General features: G+C 73.7%; 14 protein-coding genes and 1 pseudogene. 8 read left to right on the top strand and 7 right to left on the bottom strand.

Annotation, left to right across the window (positions count from 1 at the left end):
• Positions 1–15: 15 nt before the first annotated feature.
• Complete coding sequence (locus DDJ31_RS00705; RefSeq protein ID WP_127182262.1) at positions 16–975, top strand: GNAT family N-acetyltransferase; 960 nt, start codon at positions 16–18, stop codon at positions 973–975.
• 109 nt (positions 976–1,084) lie between these two features.
• A complete protein-coding gene (locus DDJ31_RS00700; RefSeq protein ID WP_127182263.1) occupies positions 1,085–1,630 on the top strand; it encodes a DoxX family protein in 546 nt (181 codons plus the stop codon).
• A 72-nt stretch (positions 1,631–1,702) separates the two neighbouring features.
• Here DDJ31_RS00700 and DDJ31_RS00695 read toward each other — a convergent pair whose 3' ends face one another.
• The 4 genes from DDJ31_RS00695 to DDJ31_RS00680 form a co-directional block, all read right to left on the bottom strand.
• The gene (locus DDJ31_RS00695) at positions 1,703–1,897 is read right to left on the bottom strand and encodes a ferredoxin (RefSeq protein WP_127182264.1); all 195 of its coding nucleotides are present in this window, start codon (positions 1,895–1,897) and stop codon (positions 1,703–1,705) included.
• A 41-nt stretch (positions 1,898–1,938) separates the two neighbouring features.
• Entirely contained in the window at positions 1,939–3,171 is a 1,233-nt protein-coding gene (locus DDJ31_RS00690) for a cytochrome P450 (RefSeq protein ID WP_127182265.1), read from the bottom strand.
• A 106-nt stretch (positions 3,172–3,277) separates the two neighbouring features.
• The gene (locus tag DDJ31_RS00685) at positions 3,278–4,078 is read right to left on the bottom strand and encodes a TetR/AcrR family transcriptional regulator (protein WP_164785070.1); all 801 of its coding nucleotides are present in this window, start codon (positions 4,076–4,078) and stop codon (positions 3,278–3,280) included.
• Positions 4,079–4,313: 235 nt separating this feature from the next.
• Positions 4,314–5,168 (bottom strand): DMT family transporter, encoded by an 855-nt coding sequence (locus DDJ31_RS00680; protein WP_127182266.1) that lies wholly within the window; start codon positions 5,166–5,168, stop codon positions 4,314–4,316.
• A gap of 272 nt (positions 5,169–5,440) precedes the next feature.
• On the opposite strand from DDJ31_RS00680, the gene DDJ31_RS00675 reads away from it, so the two are divergent.
• A complete protein-coding gene (locus DDJ31_RS00675) occupies positions 5,441–6,844 on the top strand; it encodes an MFS transporter (RefSeq protein ID WP_127182267.1) in 1,404 nt (467 codons plus the stop codon).
• 87 nt (positions 6,845–6,931) lie between these two features.
• Positions 6,932–6,997: pseudogene (locus DDJ31_RS39990) on the top strand (hypothetical protein); the annotation flags it as partial.
• A gap of 286 nt (positions 6,998–7,283) precedes the next feature.
• On the opposite strand, the gene DDJ31_RS00665 reads toward DDJ31_RS39990, so the two are convergent.
• On the bottom strand, positions 7,284–8,168 hold the full coding sequence (locus tag DDJ31_RS00665) for a helix-turn-helix domain-containing protein (protein WP_127182268.1): 885 nt from the start codon (positions 8,166–8,168) through the stop codon (positions 7,284–7,286).
• A gap of 189 nt (positions 8,169–8,357) precedes the next feature.
• Between DDJ31_RS00665 and DDJ31_RS00660 the strand changes: the two genes are divergently transcribed.
• Positions 8,358–8,543, top strand: a complete 186-nt coding sequence (locus tag DDJ31_RS00660; RefSeq protein ID WP_127182269.1) for a hypothetical protein — start codon at positions 8,358–8,360, stop codon at positions 8,541–8,543.
• Positions 8,544–8,843: 300 nt separating this feature from the next.
• On the opposite strand, the gene DDJ31_RS00655 is transcribed toward DDJ31_RS00660, so the two are convergent.
• Positions 8,844–10,613, bottom strand: a complete 1,770-nt coding sequence (locus tag DDJ31_RS00655) for a hypothetical protein (RefSeq protein ID WP_127182270.1) — start codon at positions 10,611–10,613, stop codon at positions 8,844–8,846.
• Positions 10,614–11,540: 927 nt separating this feature from the next.
• On the opposite strand from DDJ31_RS00655, the gene DDJ31_RS00650 reads away from it, so the two are divergent.
• Genes DDJ31_RS00650 through DDJ31_RS00640 form a run of 3 tightly spaced genes read left to right on the top strand, consistent with a single transcriptional unit; the run spans position 11,541 to position 13,431 of the window.
• Positions 11,541–12,077 carry a hypothetical protein gene (locus DDJ31_RS00650; RefSeq protein ID WP_127182271.1) on the top strand — a complete coding sequence of 179 codons (537 nt, stop codon included), beginning with the start codon at positions 11,541–11,543 and terminating at the stop codon, positions 12,075–12,077.
• 11 nt (positions 12,078–12,088) lie between these two features.
• Entirely contained in the window at positions 12,089–12,751 is a 663-nt protein-coding gene (locus DDJ31_RS00645) for a hypothetical protein (protein ID WP_240678337.1), read from the top strand.
• A gap of 41 nt (positions 12,752–12,792) precedes the next feature.
• The gene (locus DDJ31_RS00640; protein ID WP_127182272.1) at positions 12,793–13,431 is read left to right on the top strand and encodes a hypothetical protein; all 639 of its coding nucleotides are present in this window, start codon (positions 12,793–12,795) and stop codon (positions 13,429–13,431) included.
• A gap of 370 nt (positions 13,432–13,801) precedes the next feature.
• Here DDJ31_RS00640 and DDJ31_RS00635 read toward each other — a convergent pair whose 3' ends face one another.
• The gene (locus DDJ31_RS00635) at positions 13,802–14,794 is read right to left on the bottom strand and encodes a LysR family transcriptional regulator (RefSeq protein WP_127182273.1); all 993 of its coding nucleotides are present in this window, start codon (positions 14,792–14,794) and stop codon (positions 13,802–13,804) included.
• Between the last annotated feature and the right edge of the window lie 401 nt (positions 14,795–15,195).

The following is a 15,195-nucleotide window of genomic DNA, read 5'->3' as shown; positions in this document are numbered from 1 at the left end:
AAAGCAGGACTCGACATGGAGTTCAGGAGCGCGGCGCCCGCCGACGAACCGTCGCTGACCGCCCTGTGGCGCACGGCGTTCGGAGACGCGCCCGTCGGCGCGCTGTGGCTTACCGACCCAGGACGCCACCCGCGCACCGTCGTCGCCGTCGAGGACGGCCGTGTCCTGTCCGCCCTGCACTGGACGCCCCGGCCGATCCGCTCGGCCGACGGGGCCACCGACCGGGTCGGCTGCCTCGGCGGGGTCGCCACCCGGCCCGAGGCCAGGGGCCGGGGCCTGGTCACCCGGCTCCTCGCGGACGCCGTCGACGCGATGACCGCCGACCGGTGCGCCTGGTCGCTGCTGTGCACCGGCACCCCGGACGTCTACCGCTCGGCCGGCTGGGAGACCTTCCCCACCCCCCTCTGGCACGCCGGACTCCCCGCCCGGCCCGCGCCGCCGCCGGACACCGCCCTGCCGCGCACCGCGGGAGCAGCGGACACCGCCCGGCTGGCCGCGCTGCACGACCGCTTCGACGCCGCCAGGCCCCTCACCACCGTCAGGACCGCGGCCGACTGGCGGCTGCGCGTCCCGCACTGGTACGACCGCACCACCGTCACCCTGCTCACCGACCCGACGACGGCCGCCGCGCCCGGCGCCGACCCCGCACGGCCCGGCGGCTACGCGGTGGCCAGGCTCGGCCCCGGAGCCGCCGAGGTCCTGGAACTCGCCCTCGCCGGACCCGACCCCGCCGCCCAGGCCCGCGCCCTGCTCACCGGGATCGCCGTCCGTGCGCGGGCCGCGGGCCACCGCCGTCTCACCGTCCGCGCCCCCGACGTCCCGGCCGTCCGCGCCGCCGTCGAGGCCGTGTTCCCCGACGCGAGCGCAGCCGCCGCGCACACCGGCATGGCCCGACCGCTGCTCGCCTCCCGCGCGCGGGTCCGCGCGACGGTGACGGCGCCCGGCGCGGTCCACTGGTTCGGGGACTCCGTCTGACCTGAACGGCACACCTCATTTGTTGAAGTCTCACGCATCGGCTACGGTCGTCCGGGTCCGTTCTTGAAACTTCAACCGTCAATGACCAGCCGTGCCAGGAGGGCCCCCCATGACATCCACCCTCGACACCCCACGCCCCGACGCCGCGCCCGCCCACCCCGCCGCGCCCGTCCACGCCTACGACACCGGCCTGCTGATCGTGCGCCTGGCCCTCGGCCTCACCGCGGCGGCGCACGGCGCCCAGAAACTCTTCGGCTGGTTCGGCGGGGGCGGCCTCGACGGCACCGGACAGTTCTTCGCCGCGAGCGGCTACCCCGCCGGGCGGACCATGGCCGTGATCGCCGGACTCAGCGAGACCCTCGGCGGACTCGGCCTCGTCCTCGGCCTGTTCACCCCGCTGGCCGGAGCCGCCGTCCTCGGCACGATGATCAACGCCATGGCCGTGAAGTGGGGCGGCGGATTCTTCGCCCCCGACGGCATCGAGTACGAACTCCTGCTCGCCGCCACCGCCGCGGGAGTGGCCCTCACCGGACCAGGCCGGATCGCCGTCGACCGCCGGCTGCCCGTGCTGCGCGCCCACCGCCTCGGCCACGGCGCCGCCGCGGTCGCCCTCGCCGCGGTCGTCGGCTGCCTCACCCTGCTCATCAGGAAGTGACCCGCGTGAGAAGGGCGAGGCCGCGCGTCAGGGCGCCGCGGCACCGCGGCCGGGATCGCGGGCCGGGCGTCGCTACCGCTCCGTCAGACGGATCGCCGCCGCCGGGCAGACGGCCGCCGACTCCCTGACGTCGTCGTGGTGGCGCGGCTCCGGGTCGGACTCCAGCAGCTCGACGATGCCGTCGTCGTCCTGGTCGAAGACCTCGGGGGCCAGCAGGACGCACTGCCCGGAGGCGACGCAGCGCGGCTGGTCGACTTCCACACGCATGGTGGTCTCCTCGTTCCGTTCGTTCGGGTCGATGTGCGCGGTCACCAGGTGACGGGGAGTTCGTGGACGCCGTAGACGAGTCCCTGGTGCTTGAACTCCAGCCGGTCGACGTCGGTCGCCAGGGCCAGCGTGGGGATGCGGGAGTACAGGGTGCCGTACACGACCTGGAGCTCGACCCGGGCCAGCGGCTGGCCGAGGCACTGGTGGACGCCGAAGCCGAACGCGACATGGCGCCGGGAGTCCCGGGTGAGGTCGAGCCGGTCCGCGTCGCCCGCGAACGCCTCCGGGTCGCGGTTGGCGATGTCGTTGGCGAAGATCAGGCCCTCCCCGGCCCGGATGGTCTGCCCGTCGAGCTCGATGTCCTCCAGCGCCACCCGCCGCCGCCCCGAGTGGGCGATCGTGAGGTAGCGCAGCAGTTCCTCGACGGCTCCCGCGGCCGTCCCCGGGTTCTCGGCGTCGCGGAGCAGGGCGAGCTGGTCCGGGTTGAGGAGCAGGGCGAGGGTGCCGAGCGCGATCATGTTCGCGGTGGTCTCGTGGCCCGCGCCGAGCAGCAGCACGCCCGTCTCGGCGGCCCGGCGCCGGGTCATCTCACCGGTCGCGACGGGCTCGGTGGCGAGCACCGAGAGCAGGTCGTCGGCCGGCCTCGCCGCCTTCTCCGACAGCAGCTCCTCCAGGTAGTCGGTGAGGGTGCCGAGGCAGTCGAGGACCTGCTCGGGCGTCGACGTCCGGTCGACGACGACCTTGGTGTTGCGCTGGAAGAAGTCGTGGTCCGCGTAGGGGACGCCGAGCAGCTCGCAGATGACCAGGCTGGGGACCGGCAGCGCGAACTCCTGCACCAGGTCGACCGGTTTGGGGCCGGCGAGCATCGCGTCGATCAGGTCGTCGACGATCCTCTGGACGGCCGGGCGCAGCGCCTCCATCTTCCGGACGGCGAAGGGGGCCGTCACCATCCGGCGCAGCCGGGCGTGGTCCGGGTCGTCCATGGTGAGGAAGGTGCGGCGGGTCTCGTCGCTCGCCTTGGTCGCGGGCGTGCGGTGCGGATAGCCGGGCAGGGTCGCGTCCGCGCTGACACGCGGGTCGCCGAGCAGCCGGCGCAGCTGCTCGTAGCGCGTGACCAGCCACGGGCTGCTGCCGTCCCAGATCCGTACCCGGGACAGGGGCTGGTCCGACGGGAGACTCCGCAGCGCGGGCGGCGGATCGAAGGGGCATCCGGCGGCGCGGGGGCTCGGGTGGTGCGGCAGTTCGACCGCCGTGTCCGCCTGCGGCTGGGCCATGGGGTGCCTCCGTGGGGGAGAAGTCCGGGTGACGTCCGACCCCTGTCCTAACACCGTTAGTAGACTGAGGCAATCAAAGTGACCGTGGGTGACCGCCCGCCCCGCGCTATTTGGTCAGCGCCAGGTCGAGGAGGTCGTCGGCCATCTCCTCCAAGCCCTGCCGGTCGGCGGCGAACGGCATCGCCACGGCCATCGCGACCACCCCGTGCAGCGAGAACCACAGCAGCCTGACCACACGCGCGTCGTCCGCCGGGCCGAGGTGTCCGGACGGACGGTTGCCGGTCGGACGGTTGCCGGTCGGGCGGTCGCCGGTCGGGCGGTCGCCGGTCGGGTGCGGTCCGGTCGGGCCGGTTCCTTTCGGGTCGGGCCCGCTCGGGTCGGGGTCGCTCGGGCCGGGGTCGGGCGCGCCGGTTGCGTCGGGGCTGAGGCCGGGCGGGTCCTGTGGGGTGGCGCGGCAGGCGGACACGGCCTCGGTCCAGGCCCCGTGGAGCAGCCACAGCGGGTGGCCCGGGAGTTCGTCGCGGGAGAGCGGCATCCGCTCGATCCCGAACATCAGCCGGTACAGCCCCGGGTTGTCCACCGCGAACCGGCAGTAGTGCTGCGCCATCGCGCGCAGCGCGGCCCGCGGCCCGGCCGCGCCGGCGCGGTCCCTGGCCTCCCGCAACTCGGCGACCAGCCGCTCGTAGGCCTGCCGGTTGACGGCGGCCACCAGCTCGGCCCGGTCCTTGAAGTGCAGATAGACGCTGGGGGCCGAGATGCCGACCTCCCGGGCGACCGCGCGCAGCGACAGGTCACCCTCCCGCCCCGACTCGGTGAGCATCGCGGCGGCGGCCGTGAGGATCTCCCCCCGCAGCGCGAGCCCCTCGCCCCGACGGCTGGGCGTACGGCGTGTGAACCCCTCGGTCATTCCGACCCCTCCTGACACCTGGTGAACCCCCACCGATTGTGGCCGGATTCGTTCGGGAAGCCCTCACGGACGGCGGTCGACAAAAGCGGCGTCCTCATGAGCCGCGTGACGTCGCCGCCGGCCGTCATGGCGCCGGCCCGGGGCGGGCGCGGTGGCTCCTCCCCGGTCCGCTCAGGTCCCGCCGCGCCGCCGGGTTCCCGAGGGCGGCTGCTCGGCGCACCTCGACCACGGGTCCTCAGCGCACCTTGACCGCGTGCGGCACCACGTGGGTGAGCCGGACGACGCCCCACACGATCAGGGCGGTGCCGATCGCCTCGGGCAGCAGCCACCAGCCGGTCCTGACCGTCTCCTCGAACAGGACGATCCCCAGCAGCAGGCTGACCGCCGCGTCGCCGACCGTGAGCGCCGGCTGCGACGCGGCCAGCGGGCCCGCCTGGAGCGCGTTCTCCAGCAGCAGCAGCGACGCCACCCCGGTGAGCGCGAACCCGTACGTCTGCCAGCTGCTGAGGAAGGCCGACACGCCCTGGTCGGCGAGCCGGCTCGTGGCCGACTTCATGAGCGCGGCGGTCAGCGCGTTGCCGATCGCCGCGCCGGTCGCGAGCGCGGCGGCCCGGAACAGCGGCGACGACGAGGACCGGGTGAGAATCACCAGGGCGGCGATGGAGCCGAGGCCGACGATCAGCACCGGGACCCAGCGGGCCATGGACGCCTGTTCGTTGTCCCCCGACGGAGCCGCCGAGGCGAGCAGCAGGGCGAGCCCGCCGACCACGCCCGCGATCGCCCACCAGCCCTCGGTGCTCAGCCTGCGGTGCAGCAGCGGGGCCGCGATCAGCAGCGCGAACGGCAGCTCCAGGACGAACAGCGGCTGCACGAGCGCCATCGGGCCGTTGATCAGCGCGAGCGCCTGGAACAGCGCGGCGCACGCCACACCGGCGATGCCGATCGCCCAGGCGGGCCGGCGCGCGAGGGTGAGCAGCAGCCGTACCCCGCCGCCCCGGGGCACGGTGGCGGCGGCCTTGCGCTGGAAGGCCGTGCCCACCGCGTTGCTCACGGCGCCCAGGACGGCGAAGACCACGGCGATCACCAACATGACTCCACCATGCCCTCTCCGGGCGGTCCGCTCAGTTCGAGCCGCGCCCGCCCGGCGCCGACCGGGGGCCGGGCCGGGGGCTGAGGCGGGCAGGTCGGAGGGGGTGCGGCAGAACCCTGGCGTATCACATGGTGAGATGCGGTTTCCGGAACGTAAGATGCCTGAGATCGTTGCCCTGCCCGCACGGAGCGCACGGTCTTTCGGCGAGGGGGACGCGCGCGGAGCCCCGGGCCCCCGGCAACCGATCTGCACCTCGCGCGAAAGACCCAGCAATGCCCGCACCGAACACCGGATCAGCCGCGACGCCCGTCAACCCGCGGTCCCGTGTCCTCGTCGCCAGCCTCATCGGCACGACGATCGAGTTCTACGACTTCTACATCTACGCGACCGCCGCGGTCCTGGTCTTCCCCTCCCTCTTCTTCCCCGGCAGTGACCCGACGACGGCCCTGCTGTCGTCGTTCGCGGTCTTCGGCGCCGCGATGGTCGCCCGCCCGATCGGCGCCGTCTTCTTCGGGCACCTCGGCGACCGGCTCGGCCGCAAGAAGACCCTCGTGGTGTCCCTGCTGACCATGGGCATCGCCACGTTCCTCATCGGCGTCCTGCCCACCTACGCGCAGGCCGGCTGGATCGCCACCGCCCTGCTGGTGGTGATGCGGCTCGCGCAGGGCTTCGCGCTCGGCGGCGAGTGGAGCGGCGCCGCGCTGGTCGCCACCGAGAACGCCCCGCGCGGCAAGCGCGCCCTGTACGGCACGTTCCCCCAACTGGGTGCCCCGCTCGGCTTCATCATCGGCAACGGCCTGTTCCTCGCCATCGGGGCGCTGCTGCCGTCCACGGCCGGCGCCGACCCCACCCAGCCCTCCGACGCCTTCGTCGACTGGGGCTGGCGCATCCCGTTCCTGTTCTCCGCCGTGATGGTCGCGATCGGCCTGTGGGTGCGCTCGCGGCTCGTCGAGTCGGCGGTGTTCGCCAGGACCCGCGAGAGCGGGAAGGTCCAGAAGCTGCCGTTCGCCACCGTGGTCCGCGGCCACTGGAGGCAGCTCGTCCTGGGCACCTTCATCATGCTGGCGACGTACGTGCTGTTCTACCTGATGACGACGTTCTCGCTCAGCTACGGGCGTACCGCGAAGGACGCGGCGGTCCCGGGCCTCGGCTACAGCTACACCACGTTCGTCCTGATGATGATCTTCGGGGTGCTGTTCTTCGCCGTGTTCACGCTCGTCTCCGGACCGCTCGCCGACCGGTACGGACGGCGCACCACCCTGCTCTGGGTCACCGCGGCCATCGTCGTCTTCGGACTGGTCTGGGTGCCCCTGATCGGCCTCGGCACCCTCGGCGTGGTGCTGTGGCTCGTGCTCGGCTTCACCCTGATGGGCATGACGTTCGGGCCGATGGGCGCGCTGCTGCCCGAGCTCTTCCCGACGAGCGTCCGCTACACGGGCTCCGGCATCTCCTACAACGTCAGCTCCATCCTCGGCGCGGCCGTCGCCCCCTTCATCGCGGTCGCCCTCTGGGAGGCGGGCGACGGCTCGCCCTGGCTGGTCGGCGTCTACCTGTCCGCGATGGGCCTGCTCACGCTGACCGCGCTCGTGCTCGGCAAGGAGACCAAGGACGTCTCCCTGGACGACGGCGACCCCGCCGCCCCGGAAGCGGCTTCCCCGGCCTCCGCGCCCCGCTGAGCCGACGCGCCGCGACCTGCTGCGGCAGGCGTCCGCGTCCGGGGTCGGGCAGGTCGCGAGGAGCGGGCCGTCGCACGCCGCGAGCGGATCGCCGTCGCGGTCGATCTGCGCGACGAGTGGCCGGACGCGCCGGCGACCGCCGGGCACGACCCGGCGGCGCCGACCGTGGGGAACGCCGAAGGACTGCTGATCCATCGGCCCGATGACGCGGTGGAACTGCCGCCCGCCCGGGTCGGCGGCGTCCCTGCGGGTGGCGGAGATGCCCGACGACCCGGTGGGCCGGCTGGCCGGGCACGGCTGGGACGCCGTCGGCCACCACCCAGCGCGAACCGCCGCGCTGATCTCGGCGAACCGCGGGCAGGGGTGCTTACCGATTCCCCGGCTGAGCCGTTCCGCGGACGCCGGGCGACGTCCCGACCGCGCCGCGAGTCGACGTCCGTCACCGGGGCGCCCGGCCGCCCCGGTGCGCGCCGCACAGCTCCCGCAGCGCGGACGCCGTCGGGGTGCCGGGGGCGGCGGTGTAGACGAGGACCACCTCGTCCGGGTCGCCGGTCATCTGGAGCGCCTCCCAGGAGAACTCCAGCCGGTCGTGCGGCGGCCCGCAGCGCAGGACGACCGTCGCGTGCGTGGTCTCCAGGACGTGCTGCTCGGACCAGAGCCGCCTGAAGTCGGCGCTGTGAGCGGCGAGATCACCGATCTCCCTGGCCAGCTCGCGGTCTTGGGGCCGTTTGCCGGTCTCGGTCCGCAGATACGACACCGCCTCCCTGGCCTTCGCCTCCCAGTCGACGTACAGCCAACGGGCGTACGGATCGACGAAGATGAGCCGCCCGACGGTCCGCTCCGCGACGGGGACCCGCCCGAAGTCGACGAACACCCTCGCCGCCGGCCGGTTCCACGCCAGCACCGCGCCTCCCCGGCCCACCAGGTAGGCGGGCGTGTCGGTCATCGAGTCCAGGACGCGCTGCACGCTCGGCCGCACGCCCCGCCCGCCACTGACCGCACCGTTTCTGCCAGTTGCGTCAGCTCTGTCGGCGCCGTCGGCTCCGGCGGCAGGTCGCGCCAGACTCCGCAGATAGCGCCGCTCGCCCGTGCTCAGCCGCAGCGCGTCGGCCACCGCGTCCAGGACGGCGTCCGACACCCTGGACGCCTGTCCGCGTTCGAGGCGGATGTAGTGCTCGACGCTGACCGCCGCGAGCGCCGCTATCTCCTCACGGCGCAGCCCGCTCACCCGTCTGACCCCGTGGTCGGGCAGCCCCACGTCCCCGGGGCGGAGCCGGGCCCGGCGGGAGATCAGGAAGTCGCGTAACGCGTCGGAGGTGTCCATGCCCCGCATGCTGGCCGTCGATCTCCGAACCCGCCAGTACACCACCCACCCCGTGCGCCTCGTCCAGGGCACGGTGTGACCTCCCTGCGGCGCCCCGTCCGCCCCATCCTCGGAGTGCGCCTCCGCCACCGGGGGCACCCATGGCGCCGCCGGCCGGTCCGGGGACGCCCTGTCGAAAGGACGCAGCAGGTGACGCACACGACACGGGCCCGCAAGCGCCGAACGGCCTCCGCGATCGGCGTACTCGTAGCAGTGATCGGCCTGACCGCTGGGACCGCCGTGACGGCGTCGGCGACGACGGACGCCGCCAAGAAGTGCTTCGCCGAGGCCTACTACGAGGGAAAGTGGATCAAGGTCGAGGTGGCGTGCGGCTGATCCGACGTTCCGGCCGGCCACGGCCGGCGCCACCCGGGCCGACTTCCTGACGGACGCGGCCCGGAGCGGACACCGGGGACTCGCACCCCGGGCTCGTCCGGGGGAGCGGACGGATCGTCACCGATCCGTCCGCGAGCGCCCCAAGGCCCTCGTGCCGGTCCCGTCGCGCCTCGCCGACCACTCGGACGGGCACGCGAAGGAGCTTCCCATGGGGCGGGAACCGCCCCCCTCTCCACGTTCCATCGCCCTCTGCCGATCCGTCAGTCCGGGCCAGGCACGCCCGCCGCCGTCCCCACCCCGTCACCAGCCTCCGCCGCCTCCGCCTCCGCCTCCGCCCCCGTCACCTCCGCCTCGGCCGTCGCCTCCGTCACCTCCGTCCCGGCCGCCGCCTCCGCCGCCGTCCCCGCCCCCTCGTCCGCCGTCGCCGTGTCCTTCACCGGAACCGGAACCGTGCCCGGAGCCCGACCCTCGACCGTCCTCTCCGCCGCGGCCCTCTCCGTCACCGTCGTCGTCCCCCTCCCGGCCGCCGTCGCCGCCCCCGCGCGGGGGTTCCTCGGTCTGCGGGGGCGTGGTCGTGGTGAGTGAGCAGGGCCTGCCGTCGACCCGGACCCCGGAGAGCCACCCGCCGTCGGGGGAGCCGCTCAGCGCGAGGCCGAGGTCGAGCGCGGCGTCCGCAGCCACGGCGGCTGCGTCCGGTCCCGCGGTCACCCGGACCACGCGCCCGTCCCGGACCGCACGGCCGCCCCGGACGCCGTGGATCTCCACCCCGCGCGCCAGCACGAAGGTCACGGACCAGCCCCCTTCGAGGGCCCGCCCCGCCCGCAGTACGAGCGCCGCCTCGACGGGGTCCGCCCAGGGGTCCCGCACACCGAACAGGGCGCGGCAGACCGCGTCGGCCGGCGGCGGGGGAGCGGGCCGTGCCGAGTCGTCGCCGGCCGGGACAGGGGTGTTGTCGCCCGCGGGCCGCACGGACGACCCGCGTCCCGTCTCCCGCCCCGGCCCGTGACCGGGCCTCTCCGGGCCAGAGGGATCGGCCGAGGGCGAGGCCGTGAGCCCGCCGCCGTGGAACTCGGCGCCGACACCGGCCTTCGGCGTCGAACCGCCGTCGCGTGGGCTGTCGCACCACACGCAGGCCCCGGTCACCACCAGCACCAGGGCGACGGCGGTGCCGGCCACCAGGAGCGGCCGGTCCCCCCGGTCGACGGGGGCCCCGGCCCGACGCCGGCCCGCGGGGACGGGCGACGGCGACGGCACCGCGACCGTGGGCGCCGCCGCGAGCTGCCGGCGCCGTCGCGCCACATACGTACGGCCCTTCCAGCGCAGCGCCGCCGCCGCGATCACCGGCGAGAGCGGGGCGCCGTCGAGGCTGAGACAGGTGAAGGCGGTACGGCACTCCGCGCAGGTGTCGAGGTGCTGGAGGAGACCGACGGGGGTGGACGGCGCGCTCTCCCGCGCGGTGGCGTCCAGGAGCCCGGCGTACGAGCGGCAGACCGGGTCGGCGAGGTGGAGTCCGTGGGCCAGCCGGCAGCGCTCCCTGAACTCCTCGCGCACCCGGTCGACTTCCGTGGCGACCTCGACGCTCCGCCGGCCGAGGCGGCGCGCGAGTTCGTCGACGGGCACGCCTTCCACGCCGCTCCACCAGAGGAGTTCGGCGTCGTCCGCGCCCATCGCCCGCAGCCCCCGCACCGCGAGCGGCTGCGGGTCGGCCCACCCGCCCCGGTCGGCGCCCTCCGTGTCGAACCAGGTCAGCAGATCCGGGGCGAGGAGCCGCTGCCCCGCCGGGGTCGCGGCCCACCCCGCCGCCGTGTCCAGGACCGTCTGGACGGCGACCGGAACGCTCGGCAGGCCGTCGAGCCACGAGCGGTCCCCACGCGGCGCGCAACCGCCGAACCGTACGACCTGGTCGGCGAGTTCGACGGCCGCCGCCCGGTCACGGGTGCACAGGCCCGCGTAGGCGAGGACCGGGCCGCGCCGGTCCTCCCAGAGCCGCAGTCCGATGACGGGATCGCGCGGCGCGCTCTCGATGACGGAGTGCCGCTCCGGCGGACGGGAAGGAAGCCAGTTCGACAAGGTTCCTCTTTCATGGACAGCCCGGGAACGCACGGCAGTCGGCAGGCCGGAGAAGAAGGTCGAAAGATGTACCGCCGCACCCGGAATTCCGTGACGGCGGGCACCTCGTGCGCCGCGACGCACCTTGGCACGACCCTTCGACCCAGGCAAAACCGGCTGACCGCCCGCATTTCAGTTCCGTAACGGCCGCGTGAGGAAAGGGAGTTGGCCGCGAGAGCCGTTCCCTTGCCGCCCGGCGGACTTCTCCGTGACGCGACCCGTGGTCCCTGCACGGTTCTTTTCCACGGCTGAATACGCGGTTCCCCTGACGTCTGTTCAACTGCCCGCCTACGGGCGGTAGTCGCTCCGGGGCGCGTCCCGCGAGACGTTCACCGAATTGCGCGGGATTCAGTAGGAGGCGCGACCGGCGAATGGCTACCTACTGTAGGCGGGTTGAGGGCGGCTGGAGTGGCGGAGGCCGATCAGTCGGCCGGCGGGACGGTCCGGTGGGCAGGCGCGCTGGTCCTCGGCGACGGTGGCGGGAGCCTGCGACACGGGGACGCGGGCAGCCCTCGGTCGGGCCTGTTGTCGCAGGCCAACTGCTCATGAGCCACGATCAGTTGACCCTGCCGCTCGGCGCCCTCCCGCACGGCGCGGTGCGACCCGCCTCGCGCCTCCCGTCACGTTCACAGCCCCCGATCCCCTAATAAAGCGGACCTATGCGAGCAGAACATGCCCGCGCCCAGGTCATCCACAAAGAGTTCGCCGCACGCGCGGATTCGAGTGGTGGCGGCCCGGTGTGTGGTCGCAGGATGGCGAACGCCTCCGATGCGATCCAGGGAAAGAACGGACGCAATTCCCCCACCCCTGGAGCGAGTTACGGAGAGACCGCTCCCGGCGAGCGAGCCCGGAGAACGCGGTCACCGCAGAGAGAGGAAATTCGTCCCCATGCAGTTCACGACGAGAAGGACCAGGGTCGCGGTCGCCTCGGGCGCCGGCGTCCTCGGATTCGTCTTCCTTGCCTCCCTGATGGCAGGCACCGCGGATGCCGACACCCCCGGCGACGGCTCCCACTGCGCCTACAATGTCGGCAGCAAGGAAAAGGAGTGCTTCGGCACCGAGACCGAGGCGCGGGCTTTCGCCACCCAGCAGATCAAGGACAACGCCGCCAGCGCCCAGACCGGGGTCCAGCAGCCCAGCGACGTGGTGATCGGCACCCTGTTCGAGCACTGGCGCTACGGCGGCAGGTCGATCACCCTCTGGGGCAGCCACCCCTGCCACAGCGACGGCAAGGCCGACTTCTACTTCAACCTCCCCGAGGAGTGGAAGGGCCGGGTCTCCTCCGTGCAGGGCTGGGCCGAGTGCGACCTCGTGCTGCACTCCCGGCCCTACCTGGAGGGCGCCGCCTCCGCACCGCTCAAGGAGCTGACGCCCGTCATCGACGGACCGTTCAACGACCTCGCGCAGTCCATCGAGTTCCGGTGACGGGGGAGCCGGTGCGCCCGCACCCACCCGCCGCGTCCCGCACCCCGGGACCGAGCCGCGCCGGCAGGTCGCGACGGCGGCTGCGCCTGACCGGCGTCCTCGTCGCGTCCCTCGTCGTCGGCGGCGCGCTGACCGTCCCCACCGCGTGGGCCGACGACGCCCCGCCCACCCCCGCCGAGCTGCTCGCCCGGTGCGACAACGGCACCCGTAAGTGCGTCTTCCACCCCGACGGGCCGCCCGTGAAGGTGGCGGGCCCCACCCGGAAGGTCGGCGACGAGGACTACAACTGCACGGCCCTGGCCCAGCGTTCGGGCATCGGATGGTCGGACACCACCGAGGAGTCCAACAGCCTCGGCCTCTCCATGACCGTCGGCGTGGGGTGGGAGGGCGTCTTCAGCGCGAGCGTCACCACGAGCTTCGAGCACTCCTGGAAGCACGCGGTGACGGAGAGCTCCACCACCTTCGTGGACATCCGTCCCGGTCACGTCGGCTGGGTCACCCGCACGCCCGACCTGCAACGCGTCAGCGGAACCTACGAGCTGATCTTCAAGAACCGGTTCCACGGGCACCGCTACTGGTACGTCCCCTTCGAGGTCACGGGTCCGCTGGACACCAGCACCATGGCCCAGCGGACCCGGCCCATGACCGGCGCGGAGCAGGCCGAGCACTGCTGACGGCGGGCGCCACCGGCGTCCCGCAGAAGGGAACACACATCATGCTGCGAACGCGCGACCGCGCTCGACGGGCGAGCACCCTGGCCGCCCTGATGGTGGCGAGCGGCGCCCTCCTCGCCGTGCCGTCGGCGAGGGCGGACGACGGCACGCCGTCGGACGCCGAACTCCTCGGCCGGTGCGACAACGGCACCCGCAAGTGCCTCTTCCACCCGTCGGGCGACCTGACGGTCTTCCCCGGCGCGGCCCACCAGGTCGGTGACGCCGTCTACAACTGCACGGACGACCCGCAGACCTCGTCGCGGACCTGGGAGGACACCACGGGCGAGTCCAACTCGATGGGGGTGTCGCTGCGGGAGGAGTTCGAGCGCAAATTCCCCTTCGGGCCGGTCTTCAAGCTGGCCTTCGAGCAGTCCTACCGGCACACCTGGTCCTCGTCGCACACCGAGAGCCAGACCACGATCCTCAACGTGCCCGCGGGCGAGGTCGGTTGGATCACCAGAGCCCCCAAGCTCCAGAAGGCGAAGGGCACCTACGAGCTGATCTTCAAGGACCGGTTCCGCGGCCACCGCTACTGGTACGTGCCGTTCGAGGCCACCGGCCCCGCCGACGGCGAGACCAGCGTCAAGACGCAGCACTCCCGCGCGATGACGGCCGCGGAACGCGGCATGTACTGCGGATAGGCCGCCCCGTCCCGCAGGCCGCGCCCGGCCGACACCGGGCGCGGTCCGCGGCATGCCCGGCCCGAGCCATGGCCCACCAACTCCGTTCGTGAGCCGGGCCGTTGCGGGTCCGGGCCCTGTCCGGACCGGACCTTCCCCGGCGGGTCGAGCCCGGTTCGATCCGCACCGTGCCGGGCCCGCGGATCATGTCCCGGTCCGTACTGTGCCGGGCCCGCAGACCGCGCTCCGGGTCCGTCCCGCATCCGGTCCGCGGATCATGTCCCGGTCCGTACCGTGCCGGGCCCGCAGACCGCGCTCCGGGTCCGTCCCGCATCCGGTCCGCGGACCACGCCCCCGCCCCCACCGCACCCGGCCGGCCCACCGACGTCCTTCAGTGCCGTCCGACGTCCGGCGCCGTGCCTTCGAGGGCGGTTCCCGACCCCTGCGGTGACAGTCGGCCGTGCGTGCGGTCCGGCGGATACTCCGCCGCCTTGGACAGCGCCGCCAGCACCTGGTTCAGACAAGGAGGTGTCATCAACGTGCTCCACACCGCCGTGAAGTGGGCCGCCGGGGCGTCGACCAGTTCGAGCACGACCAGTCCGCGGGCGCAGTGCGCCGCGTAGGAGAGCGGCTGGAGCATCACCGCGTCCGTGCCGGCGAGCCGGCTGTGCGCGACGCTGAGCCAGGTCTCCCGCACGGCCCGCTCAGGCGGCGCAAGGGCGGCGAGCCGGTGCACGGCACGCCAGTGCCCGGGATGGCTGGAGCGCGGCCAGCTCAGCCACTCGTGGCCGACCAGATCGGCGAGCGCCAGCCGGCCCCGGCCGGCCAGCGGATGCTGCGACCCGACCACCACGCACCACGGCTCGGGGCCCAACTGGTGACTGGCGATCCTGGCGGCAGGGAAGGCGACCTCGAGACCGACGCCCAGATGGACGCTGCCCTCGGCGACGGCGGCCCGCAGACCGAGTTCCGTCCGCTGCTCGCACCGCAGCCGCAGTCCTGGCGCGATGCGCTCCAGCAGCCCGGCGGCGCGCGGCAGCAGCCGGTGGGCCGCCGACGCGGTGTGTCCGACGACGAAGACGACCCCGTCGCGACGGGCCAACTCCCGCGCCTCGACGACCGCTTCGTCCATCGCGTCGAGGATGGGCTGCATCCGCTGCCGCAGCAGCATGCCCGCCTCGGTCAGCCGGACATGGCGGGTGGTGCGCCGGAACAGTTCCACGCCCAGACCCGTCTCCAATGTCCTTACCTGGGAGGACACCGTCTGCTGGGTGAGATGGAGCAGGGTGCCGGCCCGGGTGAAGTTGAGTTCCTGGGCGACCACCATGAACGTTCTCAGCAGACGCATGTCGATCAGGTCGGTGCCTGGTGTCCCGCCGGTCATGCTTCTCCCTCGGCTGGGTGCGGATGGTGCTTCGCCCGTCGGTACGGGTGCTCGGGAGTGCTCGCTCACCCGCGCGGGACCGCGCGTTCGGACACCGGGGTGCCCGATCGGCACGAAAGGCCGCTGAACCGGGCCGCGAACGCGTCCGCGCGGGCCGGTCGCCCACCCGGGTCGCGACGGTCATCGGACCTCGTCGGTACGGCGAATCCGCAGGTCGGAACGGTCATGACCGCACGGAGGGCGAGGGTGGAGGGAGCCGGGGGCGGGAGCGGCGCGGTCCCTCGGCGGGCGGCACCTGGCGGTGCCGGGTGCGGGCCCATTCGATCACCGTTCATGAGCGTTCCACCGGCCGGGCGGCGACGGAGTGTCAGGGGCGCGGGACCGGGGCGGAGGGCCGCACC

The sequence above is a fragment of the Streptomyces griseoviridis genome (genome assembly GCF_005222485.1).
Classification (GTDB): Bacteria; Actinomycetota; Actinomycetes; order Streptomycetales; family Streptomycetaceae; genus Streptomyces; species Streptomyces hintoniae.
Note: the sequence above shows the minus strand (reverse complement) of the source record. Positions and strands in the feature narration are given on the sequence as shown.

Bases quoted from the DNA above. Each gene is read 5' to 3' on its own strand.
- DDJ31_RS00705 (WP_127182262.1), top strand. From the start codon at position 16: ATGGAGTTCAGGAGCGCGGCGCCCGCCGACGAACCGTCGCTGACCGCC.
- DDJ31_RS00700 (WP_127182263.1), top strand. From the start codon at position 1,085: ATGACATCCACCCTCGACACCCCACGCCCCGACGCCGCGCCCGCCCAC.
- DDJ31_RS00695 (WP_127182264.1), bottom strand. From the start codon at position 1,897: ATGCGTGTGGAAGTCGACCAGCCGCGCTGCGTCGCCTCCGGGCAGTGC.
- DDJ31_RS00690 (WP_127182265.1), bottom strand. From the start codon at position 3,171: ATGGCCCAGCCGCAGGCGGACACGGCGGTCGAACTGCCGCACCACCCG.
- DDJ31_RS00685 (WP_164785070.1), bottom strand. From the start codon at position 4,078: ATGACCGAGGGGTTCACACGCCGTACGCCCAGCCGTCGGGGCGAGGGG.
- DDJ31_RS00680 (WP_127182266.1), bottom strand. From the start codon at position 5,168: ATGTTGGTGATCGCCGTGGTCTTCGCCGTCCTGGGCGCCGTGAGCAAC.
- DDJ31_RS00675 (WP_127182267.1), top strand. From the start codon at position 5,441: ATGCCCGCACCGAACACCGGATCAGCCGCGACGCCCGTCAACCCGCGG.
- DDJ31_RS00665 (WP_127182268.1), bottom strand. From the start codon at position 8,168: ATGGACACCTCCGACGCGTTACGCGACTTCCTGATCTCCCGCCGGGCC.
- DDJ31_RS00650 (WP_127182271.1), top strand. From the start codon at position 11,541: ATGCAGTTCACGACGAGAAGGACCAGGGTCGCGGTCGCCTCGGGCGCC.
- DDJ31_RS00640 (WP_127182272.1), top strand. From the start codon at position 12,793: ATGCTGCGAACGCGCGACCGCGCTCGACGGGCGAGCACCCTGGCCGCC.
- DDJ31_RS00635 (WP_127182273.1), bottom strand. From the start codon at position 14,794: ATGACCGGCGGGACACCAGGCACCGACCTGATCGACATGCGTCTGCTG.